General features: G+C 67.0%; 13 protein-coding genes. 7 read left to right on the top strand and 6 right to left on the bottom strand.

Annotated elements, in window-relative coordinates; translation table 11 throughout:
- The first annotated feature begins 357 nt into the window (after nt 1-357).
- Nucleotides 358-1,872 (top strand): DUF4105 domain-containing protein, encoded by a 1,515-nt coding sequence (locus tag ASF26_RS21585; protein WP_244476028.1) that lies wholly within the window; start codon nt 358-360, stop codon nt 1,870-1,872.
- A gap of 343 nt (nt 1,873-2,215) precedes the next feature.
- A complete protein-coding gene (locus ASF26_RS21575; RefSeq protein WP_162240241.1) occupies nt 2,216-5,164 on the top strand; it encodes a calcium-binding protein in 2,949 nt (982 codons plus the stop codon).
- A gap of 761 nt (nt 5,165-5,925) precedes the next feature.
- On the opposite strand, the gene ASF26_RS21570 is transcribed toward ASF26_RS21575, so the two are convergent.
- Nucleotides 5,926-7,125: a serine hydrolase gene (locus tag ASF26_RS21570; RefSeq protein ID WP_056259288.1), complete on the bottom strand. Its 1,200-nt coding sequence runs from the start codon at nt 7,123-7,125 to the stop codon at nt 5,926-5,928.
- Between the two features lie 6 nt (nt 7,126-7,131).
- The gene (locus ASF26_RS21565; protein ID WP_018045616.1) at nt 7,132-7,461 is read right to left on the bottom strand and encodes a multidrug efflux SMR transporter; all 330 of its coding nucleotides are present in this window, start codon (nt 7,459-7,461) and stop codon (nt 7,132-7,134) included.
- A 431-nt stretch (nt 7,462-7,892) separates the two neighbouring features.
- Here ASF26_RS21565 and ASF26_RS21560 point away from each other — a divergent pair, with 431 nt between their 5' ends.
- Nucleotides 7,893-8,144 carry a hypothetical protein gene (locus tag ASF26_RS21560; RefSeq protein ID WP_056141265.1) on the top strand — a complete coding sequence of 84 codons (252 nt, stop codon included), beginning with the start codon at nt 7,893-7,895 and terminating at the stop codon, nt 8,142-8,144.
- A gap of 21 nt (nt 8,145-8,165) precedes the next feature.
- On the opposite strand, the gene ASF26_RS21555 is transcribed toward ASF26_RS21560, so the two are convergent.
- Both ASF26_RS21555 and ASF26_RS21550 read right to left on the bottom strand, forming a co-directional pair.
- On the bottom strand, nt 8,166-9,524 hold the full coding sequence (locus tag ASF26_RS21555; RefSeq protein WP_244476027.1) for a sigma-54 dependent transcriptional regulator: 1,359 nt from the start codon (nt 9,522-9,524) through the stop codon (nt 8,166-8,168).
- On the bottom strand, nt 9,521-11,401 hold the full coding sequence (locus ASF26_RS21550) for an ATP-binding protein (protein ID WP_056259189.1): 1,881 nt from the start codon (nt 11,399-11,401) through the stop codon (nt 9,521-9,523). The genes ASF26_RS21555 and ASF26_RS21550 overlap by 4 nt, the downstream gene beginning before the upstream one ends.
- A gap of 314 nt (nt 11,402-11,715) precedes the next feature.
- Here ASF26_RS21550 and ASF26_RS21545 point away from each other — a divergent pair, with 314 nt between their 5' ends.
- Nucleotides 11,716-13,059, top strand: a complete 1,344-nt coding sequence (locus ASF26_RS21545) for a dicarboxylate/amino acid:cation symporter (protein WP_056259186.1) — start codon at nt 11,716-11,718, stop codon at nt 13,057-13,059.
- A gap of 130 nt (nt 13,060-13,189) precedes the next feature.
- Here ASF26_RS21545 and ASF26_RS21540 read toward each other — a convergent pair whose 3' ends face one another.
- A complete protein-coding gene (locus tag ASF26_RS21540; protein ID WP_244476026.1) occupies nt 13,190-13,543 on the bottom strand; it encodes a hypothetical protein in 354 nt (117 codons plus the stop codon).
- 132 nt (nt 13,544-13,675) lie between these two features.
- Here ASF26_RS21540 and ASF26_RS21535 point away from each other — a divergent pair, with 132 nt between their 5' ends.
- The 3 genes from ASF26_RS21535 to ASF26_RS21525 all read left to right on the top strand — a co-directional run bounded on the left by ASF26_RS21535 (nt 13,676) and on the right by ASF26_RS21525 (nt 15,918).
- Entirely contained in the window at nt 13,676-14,590 is a 915-nt protein-coding gene (locus ASF26_RS21535) for a LysR family transcriptional regulator (RefSeq protein ID WP_056259183.1), read from the top strand.
- A gap of 140 nt (nt 14,591-14,730) precedes the next feature.
- Nucleotides 14,731-15,486, top strand: coding sequence for a glucose 1-dehydrogenase (locus tag ASF26_RS21530; protein ID WP_056259180.1), 756 nt, complete (start codon nt 14,731-14,733; stop codon nt 15,484-15,486).
- 33 nt (nt 15,487-15,519) lie between these two features.
- A complete protein-coding gene (locus ASF26_RS21525) occupies nt 15,520-15,918 on the top strand; it encodes a cupin domain-containing protein (protein WP_056259177.1) in 399 nt (132 codons plus the stop codon).
- A gap of 60 nt (nt 15,919-15,978) precedes the next feature.
- On the opposite strand, the gene ASF26_RS21520 is transcribed toward ASF26_RS21525, so the two are convergent.
- On the bottom strand, nt 15,979-18,090 hold the full coding sequence (locus ASF26_RS21520) for a peptidase domain-containing ABC transporter (RefSeq protein ID WP_056259174.1): 2,112 nt from the start codon (nt 18,088-18,090) through the stop codon (nt 15,979-15,981).
- Nucleotides 18,091-18,094 lie beyond the last annotated feature (4 nt).

Raw genomic sequence — 18,094 nt, 5'->3', positions numbered from 1 at the left:
TCCATGAAGCCAAGTGGCACAAATCCACCCGGCCCGGTCGTCTGGCGCTGCTTACTCTGGAGACCTCCGGATACCAAAGCGATCCCTGGAAGCCTCCTTCGAGGCCGCTATGCCGCGCCTCAGGATGAGGTCAAGCCTTGGACAAACACCTCAACCAGCGTCCCAGCGCGACGCATCTCACCCGATCGCTCGGCAGCCTCCCCGCGCGGCGGCCCTGTGCGGAGGGCTCGCCGTAATGGGGAGGACACGCCGTCGGCGGGCAAAAACATCGGCTCGATGCGGCGGCTTTAAGCGAACCTTTCCCTTGTTCTGCCTTCTCGGTGATAGGAGATGGCGCACTGCGGGGGGCGATCACCGGTGACCATACGGCCTCAACCAGATCACGACGGCGCCACGACGGATGCGTCCCGCCCCGAGGGCGCTTCCGGCCACGGGCGGCTGAGCCTGAAGGGGCAGGGCGTCGTGAACCTCGCTCTGACCAAGGGAGAGGGCGCTCCCGTCGACGATCTCCTCGCCGCCTCCGAGGCTCCGGCGAGCCAGATGGCGCTGCCGCTCTGGCTGCTGCTGGTGGGGCGGGAGGCGGTCCACAGGCGCTGGGGCCTCGTCACCGGAGCGGGGCTCGTCTGGACGGGGTTCGGCGCCGCGCTGGTGATCGACGCCCTCGACGGGGCCACGCATATTCCCGACCGCTGGTTCGGCCTCCTCCTCGTGGTCGAGGCTTTGGGCTCGTTCGTCCGCGGCCTCGTCGCCACGGGCGCCGCGCGCCGGTTGCGTCTCCTCAAGGCGGCGCTGCTCCTCGTGGTGGCGGTACTGACGATGCTGGCCTCGTCCTCGAGCACGTTCCTCCTCGCCATGCTGTTCGGGACGGCCTTCCTGTTCGACGGCCTGTCGCGCTTCGCGCTCTCCTATGTGCTCCGCTTTCCGGGCTGGCGCCTGTCGGCGGCGCATGGGGTGCTGGGCGTGGCCCTGGGCATCATCACCCTGCAGCCCTGGCCCACGTGGTACGCCGGCACGGTCGGGTTCTGCATCGGCGCCTTCCTGATGCTGGCGGGGATCAAGGTGGCGATCCTCGGGCTGCGGTTGCGGCGCCCTCCGGCGGCCTCCGGACCGCGCGCCGACGGGGCCGGCACGGACACGCTCACCGTCTATGTCTGGACGCCGACGGGAACGGCGTCGATCCCGGCCCGGCAGCGCCTCGTCCACCGCTACGTCATCTCAGTGAACGGGCGCGGCCACATCTCCACCGGCCACGCGGCCCTGGAACTGGGCGAGGAGGGCGGCAAGGGGGGCGGCGAGGGGGCGCTCTACGTGAGCCATTACCCCGCCGTGGAGATCGACCGGTCCCCCGACAACCTGCGCGCCACCCTGCGGGCGGGCCCGGAGAACAACGTGCCGGGCCGCTTCCTGCCGAGCTACCGCGCGGAGGCGGACGATTGGTGCGAGGCCACCGTCACGGTCACCCTCCGCGGCATCGACGGGGCGGGCCTGACGCGCTTCTGGACCGCCTATCGCCGCGACGCGACCTACAACCTCGTGGGCCGGAACTGCTCGACGGCGGTCGCCCGCGCCCTCGACGCTGCCGTGGAGGGCGCCTTCAGCCGGTCCGGAAAGCCCTGGCGCAGGCTCGCCCAGGCCGCCCTGAGCCCGGAATTCTGGGCGGCCGCCCTCCTGCGCAACGGGGCGGGCGCGATGACGTGGACGCCCGGTCTCGTGCTCGATTACTCGCGGGCACTCAGCGCCCTCATCGATCCCGTCTCGCCGGTCCCGGCCATCAGCTGGAACGGCGTGAGGCGCCGCCTCCTGCGCAACTGGCGGGCCGAGGCAGTGGCGCGGATGCGCAGCCTCGCCCGGCGGCGCTCTCCGGCCGCGTAGGCGGCGGGGCGGGAGTGGGCCGGTCTGAAAACCAACGGATGGTGCCCGCCCTGAGCGTCCGAGAGGGGTGGCAATCGGTCCTGGAGCTTTCGCCCCGGAGCGGACGCTGCGCCTCCCTCCCGGGAAAGCCATTGCAGCCACCTTCTGCAAGTCTCCAAAGCCGCCATCAGCAGAATTGACTGCCGATCCGAGGCAGGCCGAAACGCGGCTTGATGGCATAAAGTGACGCGATGAGACGCAGCGCCAAGAGTTTCGAGCGGGTTAGTAACTTCCCTCCATATGCGTTGGTCGAAAATTGAGCTACGTCCATCCAAAATAGTAAACCTGGATGGGGGGAAGCACAATGGCCGATTTTGGAAGCAAAGGGCTAAAGTTCGAATATTTCGATGCGGCCTTGAACGTTGCGAATCTAGCCGTCAACTTGGTCTCGCTGATTCCTGGTGTGGAACTTCCTAAAGAACTGACCCAGCTCTTCGGTGGTGCAGACACGGATCCGACCGTGGAACGCCTGGATGATATGAGCGAGCAGCTCGATCAGATCGTCGAGCTGAATAAAAAGGTTCTTGCGGCAGTCGATGAAGTCAGGAATGACATCGATCAAAATATTTTGTCAAATATCAAGTCCGACGTGAGCGATGCTAAATCTTACGTCCATCAGTACCTGACAACAAGCAACCCTGAACTGGCCGGAAGATATCTGTTCGAGGCAGAGAGACTTTCGACATCTGCCGTCACAAGGGCGAAAAACTATCTCTTGGATAGTAATCCCGATGCCGCCATTGCCGTTCCGGCACTGCTCTCCGCAATCACCACTCGTATCGCCGTCATTCGCGAGATCGGCGATGGGGCAACGTCCAGCGAGCAATACAAAGAGACATTGCGAACGGCGATTGGATCGCTGTCCACGGGAATCGAAAAGTTCGAAGAGTCCGCTCAGAACAATATGCCGGCGAAGCTCGATGTTTGGGAGAGGCAAGCCGGTGATTTCACGCAAGTATGGATCAGAGTGTCCTACGAGCCGGCGTCCGGATCGATTTTTCAGTCCGAAATATTCGCAGGCGACAAGGGGACTGCATCGGTACAGCAGATGCTCAATGCGACAACCCTCATTTCGAGCAGTGGATATCAATCTTTAAGAGAAGTAACCGATTATAGTGCCATCAAGGATCTCTACATCAAGCGTGCGCCTGTGGAGCAGACAACAAAGCCTAATTTTTTGGCCGATTTCAATAAGTTGGAAGAAGACACCTTCAACCATTATTTCAGAGAAGCAAGAGGCATTGAAAAACTCGAGAAAGCTGCCGCTGCCCTGATGAGCTTGACGCAAGGTCAGCATCTCAAGGGTACGAACGGCGACGACAGCACCATTCAGGTTGATGCGAGCCTCGATGTGATCACCACCAAATGGGGTGAGACGTTGCTCGTCCCTCACACGCTGGAGGGCCTGAAAGGCAACGACACCCTCTTCGGCGGCCAAGGCGGCGACACGCTCCGGGGCGGCGGCGGCGGGATCGTGTACAGCGCCGAGGGCGACGGCAACGATACCCTTCACGGCAACGGCGGCGACGACATCCTGATCGGCGGCACGGGCAACGACTGGCTCGACGGTGGCGTCGGCGACGACCGTATGGACGGCGGCGACGGCATCGACATCGCGAGCTACAAATCGGCGAAGGCCGGCGTGATCGTGTCCCTCGATGAGCAGGACTGGCAGACGGTTGTCCCAGAGAAGACGACGGTGTTTCAACCAGACCCTATTCCCGGCGAGGGCCCCGGAGGCTTCTATACCCCCCCTCCCGTCATCACGACGATCCCGGCGGAAAAGGACCGCCTCCTGAACATCGAGAACCTCGAAGGCAGCGAGTTCGGCGATCGGCTCACGGGTGACGAAGGGAACAACGTCATCCTCGGTTTGGCCGGCGACGACACCATCGACGGCGGTCGGGGCGCGGACCGGATGAAGGGCGGCGTCGGCAACGATACCTACATGGTCGACAACGCCGGGGATGTCGTGGTCGAGGCGGCTAATGCCGACACCGACACCGTCCGCTCGTCCGTCAGCTTCACGTTAGCGGCCAACGTCGAGAACCTCACGCTGGTCGGCACGGCTGCCCTCAAGGGCACCGGCAACGCGCTGGCCAATACGATCGTGGGCAACGGCGCAGCCAACGTCCTCAATGGCGGGGCCGGCGCCGACACGATGATCGGCGGAGCCGGCTCGGACACATACATCGTCGACAATGCCGGCGACAAAGCTATCGAGGCGAGCGATGGCACCGGCATCGATCACGTCAACGCCTCGGTGTCCTACTCGCTGGGGGGCACCTACGTGGAGAACCTGACGCTGACGGGCACCGGCAATCTCAGTGCCACCGGCAACTCGCTCGCCAACGTTCTCAGCGGCAATGACGGCGCCAACGTCCTCGACGGAAAAGCCGGCGCCGACACGATGATCGGCGGAGCCGGCTCGGACACTTACATTGTCGACAATGCCGGCGACAAAGCTATCGAGGCGAGCGATGGCACCGGCACCGATCACGTGAAGGCCTCCGTGTCCTTCTCGCTGGGGGGCACCTACGTGGAGAACCTGGCGCTGACGGGCACCGGCAATCTCAGTGCCACCGGCAACTCGCTCGCCAACGTCCTCAGCGGCAATGACGGCGCCAACGTCCTCGACGGAAAAGCCGGCGCCGACACGATGATCGGCGGAGCCGGCTCGGACACTTACATCGTCGACAATGCCGGCGACAAAGCTATCGAGGCGAGCGATGGCACCGGCGCCGATCTCGTGAAGGCCTCCGTGTCCTTCTCGCTGGGGGGCACCTACGTGGAGAGGCTGACGCTGACCGGCACCGGCAATCTCAGTGCCACCGGCAACTCGCTTTCCAACGTCCTCACGGGCAATGCCGGCGCCAACCATCTCGATGGTGGCCTCGGGGCGGATACGCTGACGGGTCTGGCGGGCAAGGACACCTTCGTCTTCAACACGAAGCTCGGCACCACCAACGTCGACCACATCACCGATTTCTCGGTCGTGGACGATACGATCCAGCTCTCGAAGAGCGTCTTCGCAGCGCTCTCGGCCGGCGATCTCTTGGCGTCGGCGTTCAAGGATCTGGGTGTGACCGGCGCCAAGGTCGATGACAGTGACCGCATCATCTACGATCGCGGCACCGGTGCCGTGTCCTACGATGCCGATGGCAGTGGTACCGCCGCCAAGGCGATCCAGTTCGCCGTCATCGACAACCACGACAAGACGACGCTGACGCACCTCGACTTCCTCGTTGCTTGAACCCTCAACAGGCCCTGGCCGGACCATCCGGGTTCGGCCAGGGCGCTTTCGACGCTCAGAGCTCTTGACCACGCCGGCAGCGTATCCCGTCGGTGGTCTTCAAGCGCATCGCAGGCGCCTCCTGGGAACTGGCCTCCGCCGAACGAGCGGGTTGAAAAAGAGCTCTCTCCGCCGAAGTGGATGCCGGTTCGATGAAAAAGAGCGCGGCAAGACAAAGGCCTAGAGATGGGTCCCGATCCAACGTGGGCGGGCGCAGCTCTAGCGGATCGGCGGTCAGGGGACGGAGCAACATGTTTGGAAGTGGCTACGCAAGACCCGCGTACCTCATCGGGTTTGCCCATTAGATCGGCGCCGTTCGGCGGTGGCCGCTTCTTCCGCGCATTGATCTCAGCTTTCGAGTGCGGGTCCGACGAAGCCTTGGAGATGCCTGCCAAAGGCGTTCCTTGCCCAAGAACAGACTGGCAAAATCTATCCAACCTGCTCGTCGGTCTCCACCTCACCAGCCTCGAAGCGGACGTTCCGAGAGTCGGCTCGGGGTCGGGAGCGGCCCCGGCAGCGGGGACCAAACGTCAGATTTTCACCACTCAATCGACGGAGCCCTGTTTAGGTTGTTTTACCAAGGCTTTACCTCATCCTGAGGTGGGCTGATGGGATGATCTGATTCAGCATGAGAACCCGCTGATAAATCCAATCCAACACGCCATCGGGACATGCGTCGATGACGGCGCGAACCGTGTGGTCCCGCCGGCCGGCCCTTCGCTTCAGCGCACCGGGCGGGACGCCGCGAGTTCGCGGGAGAGGGCGAGCATCACGGCGAGGGTGTCCTCCTCGTCCTGCTCGGCGCCGTGATCGCTGAGCTTGACGATGACCGTGCCGGTGTCGCGGTTGATGTAGATGTACTGGCCGTAGACGCCGATGGCGGAGATGTCGTCGTCCCCTTCCGGCACGTGCCACCATTGCGCCGAGTAGGGCCAGCCGTCGACCTCCCGGCGCGCCGGGGTCTCGATCCGCTCGATCCAGCGTGCCGGAACAATGTGCGTGCCGCCGACGCGGCCGTGATCGGCCACCATCAGCCCCAGGCGGACGAAGTCCCGGGCCACGGCGTTGATGCAGCAGAAGGCCTTCTCCGTCCCCCCCGGCCGGTCGAGATTCCAGGTCGCCTTCGCCTCCGCGCCCATGGGCTTCCAGATCGCCTCCGAGAGGAGGTCGGCCAGGGGCTTCTTCTGGACCTCCGCGAGGATCAGGCCGAGGATCTCGGTATCGATGCTGCGGTATTGCCCCGTGCTGCCGGGCTTCGACGACAGGGTGGCGTGGTCGCGCACGAAGTCGCGGATGTCGCGGGTGAGGTACATCCCGGCAGTGCCCGTGAGCGGGTCCCACGGGTCGTAATTCTCCGGCACCGCGAGTCCGCTCGTCATGTCGAGGAGGTCGCGGACGGTGATGCGGCCGAAGGCCGGCTCGCCCCGCAGATACGGCAGCAGGGCCGCCACAGGGTCGGTCTCGGCGAGTTTCCCCTCCGCGATCGTCTGTCCGACCAGCAGCGAGACCACCGATTTCGCCACCGACCAGGACGGGAACAGCGTCGCCGGCCCCGAGCCGGGGCGATACCATTCGTGGATGAGGACGCCGTCCTGGGTCACCAGCAGGGCGTTGGTATGGGTCGCCTCCAGCATCTCCGCGAGGGGAACGCTCTGTCCCTTCCAGGGCACGCGATCGGGTATCGCGCGGAGCCGGACAGCCAGGGCGCGCGACGAGGGCGGCGCCGCCACCACCCGGCTCGCAAACCAGGTGCCGACGGCGGAGGGCTCGACGATGGCGAGGGCGGCGAGCGTGATCGGGTTCGGCACGCCGAGCAGCGGCCCGATGGCGGCCGCCAGCCCGCCCAGCGCCAAGGCACAGATCAGCGCCCCGGCGAGCAATGGGTGTCGAAAGCGGGGCCGGAGGCGGGCAAATCGCGACATCACCCCTCAGTGATGCGCGGTCTGGCCCGAGGCGAGGATCGTCACGCCGACGGCGATCACCGCGATCCCGATCATCATCGGCAGGGTGATCGGCTCCTGAAACAGCAGCGCGCCACCGACCGCCGCGCCGACCATGCCGACCCCGGCCCAGATCGCGTAGACGATCCCGATCGGCAGCATGTTCATGCTGTTCGACATCAGCCAGAACGCCGTGCCGTAGCCCAGCACCACGATGATCGTCGGCACCGGCTTGGTGAGACCGTCGGCCGCCTTGAGGGCGAGGGTCGCCGTCACTTCGGCGCCGATGGCCAGGGCGAGGAGGAGATAGGGGTTCATCCGTGGGTCGTCCGTACGGTCGGCGGGCTGAAGGCGGGTCGGGCGGCCATCCGCATGGCGATGGCCGCGTCGTGGCTGAGACCGGGGGGAAATCCACCGGTACGGATCCGGATTTTCAAGAGCACGCGGGCCGTTAATGTCCCGTGTGGATGACGCATGAAACGCCGTCCGATGGCGGTCGAAACCGGGGCCGCGTGGCGGTGGCGATCCGGCTCGGGCGGCGCGCACTGGATTCGAAGTCCGCCCGTCGATGGCGTCTTGCCCTGTTCGGGGTCTCACGGCACAGATCGGAGATGGACCGCGCGAGATTCTCTTTCGTCCTTTCGGCGCCGGCGAGTCCGCAAGGGTGAGGGGCTCCCGGCACGATCCTCGTCAGCACCGAGGCCACTCCTCTCTGCTATGTCCCTCTCCCCGCGACGGAATTCGACACCATGCGCACGACCCTGACCGCCTTTCTCCTCATCGCTTTCACGGGGGCCGCCCTCGCGCAGCAGGTGAACGAGCCGCCGATCCAGAGCCCGCAGGACGCCGCCTGTCGCGAACAGGCCAGGGCGCAGGTGTTCAGCGCCGCCAACCCGAACAACCTCAGCCTCTACGACCTCGGCTCGCAGATCTATCACGCCTGCATGGCCAGCTATCACACCACCGGCCCGAACCCGGACCGCAAGGACCGCCGCTTCTGAGGAGAGCCAAGCCCTTCCGTCTCAACGATAATCGGTGGGCGTCAGGCCGTGCCGGGCGATCTTGTCGTAGAGGGTCTTGCGCGGTGTGCCGAGGGATTCGGCGGCGATGCGGACGTCCCCGCCGGCCATGATCAGCTCCTCGCGGATCAGGCCGCGCTCGAACCGGTCGACCTGTTCGGCCAGGGTTCCGGCGGTGGCGGCCTCGGGCGGCGAGACCTCGTTCTGCCCGAGGCCCAGGGCGTGACGCTCGGCGAAATGGCCGAGTTCGCGCACGTTGCCGGGCCAGTCGTGCCGGCGCAGGTGCTCCCGCACGGCTGCGGTGATCGCCGGGGCCTCGCGGCCGAAGCGCGTCGCCGCGCGGGTCAGGAATTCCTGGAACAGCAGCATCACGTCCTCGCGCCGGTCGCGCAGGGGCGGGATGGCGATCGTGATGACGTTGAGCCGGTGGTAGAGGTCGTCGCGAAAGGCGCCCTGCGCCGCCGCCTGGCCGAGATCGACCTTGGTCGCCGCCACCACGCGCATGTCGATGCTGCGGATCTCGTTGCTGCCCAGCGGCTCCACCGCCCGCTCCTGCAGCACGCGCAGCAGCTTCACCTGCAGGCCGAGCGGCATGCTCTCGATCTCGTCGAGGAACAGCGTGCCCCCCTGCGCGTGCTCGATCCGGCCGACGCGGCGCTTGAGGGCGCCGGTGAAGGCCCCGGCCTCGTGGCCGAAGAGTTCGCTCTCCACGACGCTGTCGGGCAGCGCGCCGCAATTCATCGCCACGAAGTTCCGGCTCGCCCGCCGGCTCCAGCGGTGCAGGGCGCTCGCCACCACCTCCTTGCCCGATCCGGTCTCGCCGAAGACGAGCACGTCCACATCGGCCTGGGCGACCTCGCGCACGAGGCGGCGCAGGCGCACCATTTCCGGTGAGATGCCGAGAAAGGCCGGGTCCTCCTCCACCGCCGCTTCGAGCCGGGCGCGCAGGGCGCGGTTCTCGAGGACGAGGCGGCGGCGCTCCAGGGCCCGGCGCGCCGAGACCATGAGGGATTCCGCCGGATAGGGTTTGGACAGGAAGTCGTAGGCGCCCTCGCGCATGGCGCCCACCGCCATGCGGATGTCGCCGTGGCCGGTGATCAGGATGACGGGGAGTTCCGGGTCGATCGCCTTGATGCGGGCGAACAGGGCGATGCCGTCGAGGTCGGGCAGCCGCACGTCGGTGACCACGAGGCCGGGCGGGTTCGCGATGATGGCGGCCAAAGCCGGCCCGGCGGCGCCGAAGGTTTCCACCGTGAACCCGTCGAGCTCCAGGCTCTGGCGGTTGGCGCGGCAGACCTCCGCCTCGTCGTCGATGAAGACAACCCGCTCGGCCGACCGGCCCGCCTCCTCGTCCACGCTCACCTCGCCGTCTCCCCCGGAGCCTTCGCCAGTTCCATCCGGAAGATCGCCCCGCCCTCCGGGTCGTCCGAGGCGCTGAGCGCGCCGCCGCAATCCTCGACGATTCCGCGGGAGATGGCGAGCCCGAGGCCGAGCCCATCCGACTTGGTGGTGAAGAACGCGTCGAAGACCTGGGCCCGGATGGCCTCCGGCAGGCCCGGCCCGGTATCGCGCACCTCGATCGCCACCCGGTCGCCGGGCAGATCCCGCACTTGGATCGACACGCGCGGCGCGGCGCCGCCCATGGCTGCGTCGAGGGCGTTCTGGAGCAGGTTGACCATGACCTGTTCGAGGCGTGGCCCGTCGCCGAGAACCCGAAGGCCCGCCGCCGGGTTCTCGGCCGACAGCGCGATCCCCGCCGCCTGCGCGCGCGCCTCCACCAGTTCGAGACTGTTGGCGAGGATCTCCGCCAGGGGCACCGGCTCGCGGCCGGGGGAGGAGCGGCGGGCGAAGCCCTTCAATTGCCGGGTCAGCCCGCCGATGCGGTCGGTGAGGCGGCCGATGGCGAAGGCGTTCTCCGCCGCCTCGTCGCCCCGGCCGCGCCGCACCAGGATCGCGGCGTTGTCCGCATAGGAGCGGATGGCGGCCAGCGGCTGGTTGATCTCGTGCGCCATGCTGGCGGCGAACTGGCCGAGGGCCGCGAGCCGCCCGGCCTGGGCGAGTTCGCGCCCGAGGCGTTCGCGCTCGGCTTCCGCCTGCTGGCGCTCGGCCTCCGCCCGGCGGCGTTCCTCGATTTCGAGGCGTAGCATCCGGTTCGCGTCGGTGAGTTCCTGGGTCCGCTCCCGGACGTTGCGCTCCAGCTCCTCCCGGCGGGCCTGGGCCTGGGCCAGGCGCTGCCGCGCCCGCCGCCGCCGCCCCGCCAGCGTGGCGATGCCGAAGCAGGCGAGTCCCGTGCCGAGGGCGGCGATGATCCAGGCCTGCACGCGCTCGCGCTCCACCGCCGCGCCCACCGGCGTCAGGGTGTGGAGCCGCCAGTCGGTGCCGGGAATCGGCGCGTCGAGGGACAGGACCGTCCGGGCCGGGCGCGCGCCCTGCCCGATGCGGGCGAGGCCCGCCATGCCGCCCTCGATGGGATGGAGTGGCAGCGCCGTCAGCGGCGCCTCGCCGAATTCCAGCGCCTCGCGGATCCGCCGCCGCTCGTCCTCGTCGATCTGCCGCAGGGTGGCGAAGTGCCAAGCGGGATCGCTCGCCACCAGCACGATGCCGCGCGCATCGACCACGAACACCCCGTCCCCGGATTGCCGCCACGCGGCCTCGACGCCCTCGAACTCGATCTTCACCACCACGACGCCGCCGGTCTCGCCGATCCGCCGCGAGAGGTAGAGCCCGGCCCGGCCGCTCACCGTGCCGAGGGCGAATTGCGAGCCGGCGCCATCGGCGAGCGCCTGCCGGAAATACGGCCGGAAGGAGTAGTTTCGGCCGACGAAGCTGCGCTCGTCCTCCGCATTGCTCGCCGCGATGGTGATGCCGTCGTGGCGGATGACGTAGATCACCGCCGAGCCCGTGGCGGCCGCCACCTGGGCGAGCCGGGCATTGACCCGCGCGACCATCTCGGCGGCCGGGGCCGGACCCGCCACGGCGGCGATTTCCGGGTCCGCCGCGAGGGCCAGGGGCAGGGAGGCCTGCTTCTGCATCTCGGCCCGCAGGGCCCCGACCTGAAGCGCCAGGGCCGCCTGGGCCGTGCGGCGCAGATCGGCCAGGGCCCAACGTTCGGCGGCCCGGCCGGCGAGCCAGGATGCGAGCAGGACCAGGGTGAGGCTGGCGACGAGGACGAGCCGCCGACGCTGCCGATTTGGCAAACCGGGAAAGGTTCCCTCGTCGCCGGACACGATCCGGCTCATGGGGCGCATCGCGGTGCGGATTCCCGGACAAATTTCCCGCCTCGCGTGCGGATATCCGCCTCGGACGGTTTGCGACGCCAAATCATCATCGGAAAAATATGTCTCGAATCAAGGTGTTAACGAATTATTTCGGGACTTCTCGAACTGGCACGGCGGTTGCCATTCCTAAACCGAAACGCAGGCCTGCATCCATCGCGGGGCTGCCCGCCGAAGGGGCCGAACCCCGCTGGCCAAGACCAAGAGAGGACGGGACCGGGACCAACCCGGCATTCCGATCCCATCCGAACCGATCGATCTCGAGGGAGAAACTCGCCATGGTTGCCGTACCGTCCCCACTGACCGCGCCGCACGCGCCGTCGAAGCCCAAACCCATCTACCGCACGCTCTATTTCCAGGTGTTGCTCGCCGTGGCGATCGGCATCACGCTCGGCCACTTCTACCCGCAGGTCGGCGCGGACATGAAGCCGCTCGGCGATGCCTTCATCAAGCTCGTCAAGATGATCATCGCGCCGGTGATCTTCCTCACGGTCGTCTCCGGCATCGCCGGCATGACCAACCTGGAGAAGGTCGGCCGCGTCGGTGGCAAGGCGCTCATCTACTTCATCACCTTCTCGACCCTGGCCCTCATCGTCGGCCTGATCGTGGCGAACCTCGTGCAGCCGGGCGCGGGCATGCACATCGATCCGAAGTCCCTCGATCCGAAGTCGATCGCGATGTACGCCGACAAGGCGAAGACGCAGTCGATCACCGACTTCCTGATGAACATCATCCCGACCACGGCCGTCGGTGCGTTCTCGGGCGGCGAGATCCTTCAGGTTCTGTTCTTCTCGGTGCTGTTCGGTTTCGGCCTCGCCTTCCTGGGTGATCGCGGTAAGCCGGTCCTCGACATCATCAAGGTGCTGTCGGAAGCCATCTTCGGCGTCGTCAACATCATCATGAAGGTCGCCCCCATCGGTGCCTTCGGCGCCATGGCCTTCACCATCGGCAAATACGGCATCGCCTCGCTCGCCAACCTCGCCTACCTCGTCGGCGCCTTCTACCTGACCTCGGCGATCTTCGTGCTCGGCGTGCTCGGCCTCGTCGCCCGCTACAACGGCTTCTCGATCATCAAGCTGATCCGCTACATCAAGGAGGAGCTCCTGCTCGTCCTCGGCACCTCGTCCTCCGAATCCGCGCTGCCTTCGCTGCTGGAGAAGATGGAGCGCGCCGGCTGCTCGAAGCCCGTCGTCGGCCTCGTGGTCCCCACCGGCTACTCGTTCAACCTCGACGGCACCAACATCTACATGACCATGGCGGCGCTCTTCATCGCGCAGGCCACGGACACGCCGCTCACCTACGGCGAGCAGGGTCTTCTCCTCCTCGTGGCGATGCTCTCCTCCAAGGGCGCGGCCGGCGTCACCGGTTCGGGCTTCATCACCCTGGCCGCGACCCTCGCGGTGGTGCCCTCGGTGCCCGTCGTCGGCATGGCGCTGATCCTCGGCGTGGACCGGTTCATGTCCGAGTGCCGCGCGCTCACCAACTTCATCGGCAATGCGGTGGCCTGCATCGTGGTCGCCCGCTGGGAAGGTGAAGTGGACGAGGTCAGACTCGCGGCGGCACTGGGCGGCAACCCGATGCCTCTGGCAGCCGAGATGCCGGTTCTCCAGGCTGCGGAGTAACGCCCGTACCGACCTCGAGCCGGGTGGCGATCCAGCTGGCTCGAAGACGATCCGAAAGGGGCTGCCGGACCGCAATGGCCCGGCAGCCCCTTTCGCGTCGAGCACGGCCTCGGCTCCTCGACGCGATGGGTCACCCGAGGCCATTCCAGACGAAACACGTGCCCGAGATCGCCAGAAGCCCGTCCATCATGAACCGGAACGTCTCCGGGGCGAGGCGAAGCGCGAAGGGCTTTGCCACGAACGCCCCCACCATGAGAGCCGCGCCCACGGCGAGGCCTCTGACGAAATCCGCGACCGGCAATGCGCCGGTTCCCTGAAAGGTCAGGGTCTTGGTCAAGTAGATTGCCAGCGACGCAGCCGCCTCCGTGCCGATGAACGCACCCTTGGTCAGGCCGTAGCCGATGAAGACCGGAACCGAGGCCGGGCCGGTCGAGGCGACGACGCCCGCCACGAGGCCGATGGAGAGGATGAGAAGCAGGCCCATCGGCCGATTGTGCCCGGCTGAACTGGAAGTCCCTAGGGGCAATGCCTGACGTCGGATAACCTCGGCCTGCGAGCCTGTGCTGACGGACGCCGGCTCGGATCACTTTCCCGCCAGCGAACGTTCCCCTGCCTCATGCTGACCAGTCGGACCGATCTTGCCGATCTCGCCACCTTCCTCGCCATCGCTCGCCACCTGAGTTTCCGGCGCGCAGGGCTGGAACTCGGTGTCAGTGCCTCCGCGCTCAGCCATGCCCTCAAGGCGATGGAGGCTCGCCTCGGCGTGCGGCTGATCAATCGCACCAGCCGGAGCGTCACCCTGACCGCAACGGGTGAAGAGCTTCTGGCGTCGCTCGATGCGCCCTTCGCGGCGATCGGTTCGGCGCTCGACGGACTTAACCGCCACCGGGAGCCAGGGAACGCCGCGGGGCGCATTCGTCTCAATGTGCTCGAACATGCGAGCACGCTGCTGCTTGCGCCAGTGCTGCCCGTCTTCAGCGAGCGCCATCCGCAGATTGAGATCGACGTCCGGGTCTCCAACGAGCTGCTCGACATCGTGGATGCAGGTGCCGATGCGGGCATCCGATATGGCGGCACCGTCGCTCAGGACATGATCGCCCAGCCCCTGTCGGCCGACCTTCGCTGGGTGGTGGTCGGCGCACCCTGTTATCTGGATCGGCATGGAACGCCGACGCATCCACACGACCTGTTGGCGCATCGGTGCCTGCGCATCCGCCTTGGCGACGAGCGGCTCTACGGTTGGGAGTTCGAACGGGCCGGTGAGTCGCTCGCGCTCGACGTGCCCGGCGCGGTGACGATCGACAGCACGCATTTCGCGCTGTCCCTCGCGACGGCAGGCGGGGGACTGGCCTACCTCCCCGAACCATGCGTCAGGTCGCCGGTCAGTCGCGGTGAGCTGCGCGTCGTTCTGACGGATTGGGCACCCGAGGGAGCCGGCTTTCACATCTACTATCCGGGACGTCGCCAGTTGCCGACCGGCCTGCGGCTCCTCATCGATCTGGTTCGCGAGCTTCGGCCGCTCGGTCTGTAGGCGCGATACCGACCAGCGATGAGCCATGCTCATCGGTCCGTTGAAGCAGTGGCGGGTCATCGGAGTGACGCCGTGAGCCTACTTGTCGCTGATCGGTGAGCGGTAAGGCTTGCCATCACGGCCAGCCGGAGGCTTCCGCCATGCTCACCACGCACCGTTTCACCGAAAAGGTCGTTTTCGTCACCGGTGCCGCCAGCGGCATCGGACGCGCCGCCGCCCTCGCTTTCGCGGCGGAGGGCGCTCGTGTGGCGATTGCCGACCGGACAGAGGCGACCCTGGAACACTTGCGGGCCGAGATCGAAGCGGGCGGCGGAGAAGTCCTGGCGATCCGTTGCGACGTGTCGCTGCCGGAAGAGGTGGAAGCGGCGATTGCCCGAACCGTCGAACGCTTCGGACGCCTCGACTGTGCCTTCAACAATGCCGGAGTCGAGAACAGGGCCACGCCGGTCCACGAGATCGAACTCGACGAATGGGACCGCATCCTCGACATCAACTTGAGGGGGACCTTCCTCTGCATGAAGTACGAGTTGGCGCAGATGGTGCGCCAGGGTGGCGGCGTGGTGGTCAACACCTCTTCCGGTGCCGGCATCCGCGGTGTCGCGGGCGGCGCGGCCTATGCCGCTTCCAAACACGCCATCATCGGTCTGACTCGTTCGGCGGCGCTGGACTATGCCAGGAAGAACATACGGGTGAACGCTATCCTGCCCGGCAACATCGAAACGCCGATGATGGACCGTTTCACGGGAGGCGACGTTCAGAAAGCGATCGACCTCGAACCAGTAGGGCGTCTCGGCAAGCCGGAGGAGATCGCGGAAGCGGTGCTCTGGATGTGCTCGGACCTCGGTGGGTTCGTGACCGGAGCCGCCACGGTGATCGATGGTGGCTGGTCGCTTTGACGGTCGATCCGGCGAAAACGGAGGAGCAGGCGAATGGACATCACACGCAGCGGGTCGCGACCGTCCGGCAGGGGACCGTCCGAATGGTTCACCGGGACCGTGCGGATCGACCCTCTTTTCTCCGCGCCCGAGCCGGCGCGGGTCGCCGGAGCGAGCGTGACGTTCGAGCCGGGTGCCCGCACCGCGTGGCATACGCATCCGCTCGGCCAGACCCTCATCGTCACCTTCGGGGCCGGCTGGGTTCAACGGGAGGGCGGCCCGATGGAGGCCATCGGGCCGGGCGACGTCGTTTGGTTCGAGCCGGGTGAAAAACACTGGCACGGGGCAACGGCAACGACGGCCCTGACGCATATCGCGATCCAGGAGCAGCTCGACGGCCGCGCGGTGACGTGGTTGGAACAGGTCACCGACGAACACTATCGCGGCGTCTGACGCTCACCCCAGGGTGGCCCCTCGACGGGCGGGCACGCAGGCTCTCGTCCCAACGGGGCCTCATGTGGAGGGCGTCAGGTTGAAGACGTGGTCCGCTCCGGCAATGGTGGCCGGGCGGTGGGCGACGATGATCCGGGTCATGCGCAGATCGCGCAAAGCCTCGGCGATGACCGCTTCCGTCGCTTCGTCGAGATGGCTCGTCGCCTCGTCGAGGAACAGGATCTCCGGTTTGCGGTAGAGGGCGCGGGCAAGGATGACCCGCTGCTTCTGGCCGCCCGAGAGCGTCGAACCCATATCGCCCACGAGGGTCTCGAACCCCATCGGGGTGCGTTTGATGTCGGCGAGAATCGCGGCGCGCGCGGCGCATTCCTCGATCCAGCCGGCATCCGGCCGCTCGTCGAAACTGGCGATGTTCTCGGCGATGGAGCCGGCGAAGAGGCCGTCATTCTGCATCACGCCCGCGATCCGGCGGCGATAGCTGGCCGCCCCGAGGGTGCGGATCTCTTGCCCGTCGACGAGGACGCGCCCCTCGCTCGCCGGCAGCAGGCCCATCATGATCTTCATCAGCGAGGTCTTGCCCGAGCCCGAGGGGCCGGTGATGGCGAAGCTCGTCCCCGCCGGCACGTCGAGGCTGAGGTCGCGGAAGATCCAGGGCTCGTCCGCGCCGTAGCGCAGGGCGAGCTCCTTTGCGGCGACACTTCCCGTCCCCTCCGCCGCCCGGATCACCGCCGGGGCGGCCGGTTCCAGGGTGGAGCCGGAACCCTCCTCGGGTTCGCTCATGACGATGTCCGACAGCCGATCGGTCTGGACGTTGAGCATGCGCAGCTGGAAGCCCGACTGGATCAGGTTGCCGATCCGCTGCGAGAACTGATCGCGATAGGCGAGGAAGGCCACCAGCATGCCGAGCGTCATCGACTGGTCGATGACCGCCCGCGCGCCGAGCACGAGCAGGAGCAGCCTGTCGACGCCGAACAGCAGCTCATTGGCCCGGCCGAAGACGAGGTCGAGGCGCTGGAGCCGCAGCCGCGCATTCAGCGAAGTGACGAAGTGATTCATCCAGGTGCCGCGGCGGCGCTCGCGCAGGTCGAGGAGCTTCACGCTCGCCATGCCGCGCACGGTCTCGATGAAATGGCTCTGCTGGCGCGCCTCGGCGACGATCGCCTCCTCGGTGCCCTCGCGGTAGGAGGCGTAGGCGGCGATCCGCAGCGCTGCGGCGAGCGCCGTCGAGGCGACGACGACGAGGGATAGCCAGCCGCCATAGACCACCAGCATGGCGAGCATGCCGATGGACATGATCCCGTCGAGCACGGCCTGGACGAGATCGGTGGTGAGCCCCTTCTGGATCGTCGCCAGGGAGCCGAAGCGCGAGATCACGTCGCCGACGTGCCGCTTCTCGAAATAGTCCAGTGGCAGGCGCGAGAGGTGGTCGAACAGGCTCCCCGACCATTGGTAGTTCAGCTTGGTCCCGGTGAGCATGATCGCCCAGGTCCGCGCCACCGAGAGGACGAGCTGGACGACGAGCAGAAGGGCGAGCCCCACCGCCACCACCAGCAGCAGGTCGAGATCGGCGTTGACGATGACCTCGTCGATGACGATCTGCGAAGCGATCGGCATCAGGATCGCGACGAGCTCGATGCCGAGGGACAGGGCCAGGATCTGGGCGAGCGCAGGGCGGATGCCGCCGATCGTCCGGAACAGGTCGCCCAGCGCCAGTCCGCGCTGCCGCTTCTCGCGCACGAAGCTGGTGGTCGAGCTCGCCTCCAGGGCGACGCCCGTGAACTCCCGCGACGCCTCCGCGAAGGTGAGCTTGCGCCGCCCCCGGGCGGGATCGTGGATGACGATCCCCCTGCCGCTCACGGCGGTCAGCACGACAAAATGGTTGAGCCCCCAATGCAGGATGCAGGGCGTCTTGAGCTTGGGCAGGTCCTTCAGCTCCGCCCGCAAGGCCCGGGTGGCGAGGCCCATCGAGCTCGCCAGATCGATGAGGTTGCGCAGGGTCATGCCCTTGAGCGACAGGGCGTGGCGGCGGCGCAGGGCGCCGAGATCGACATGGCGGCCGTGATACCCCAGCACCATGCCGAGGCAGGCCATGCCGCATTCGGCGGCCTCCGCCTGAAGCAGGACGGGCACGCGCCGGCCGAAGCCGAACTGAAGGGTGCTGAGGAGGCTCACGCTT

The organism is Methylobacterium sp. Leaf93, from assembly GCF_001422345.1.
Taxonomy (GTDB): Bacteria; Pseudomonadota; Alphaproteobacteria; order Rhizobiales; family Beijerinckiaceae; genus Methylobacterium; species Methylobacterium bullatum.
The sequence above is the reverse complement of the archived record's forward strand: the minus strand, read 5'-3'. Positions and strand labels throughout refer to the sequence as shown.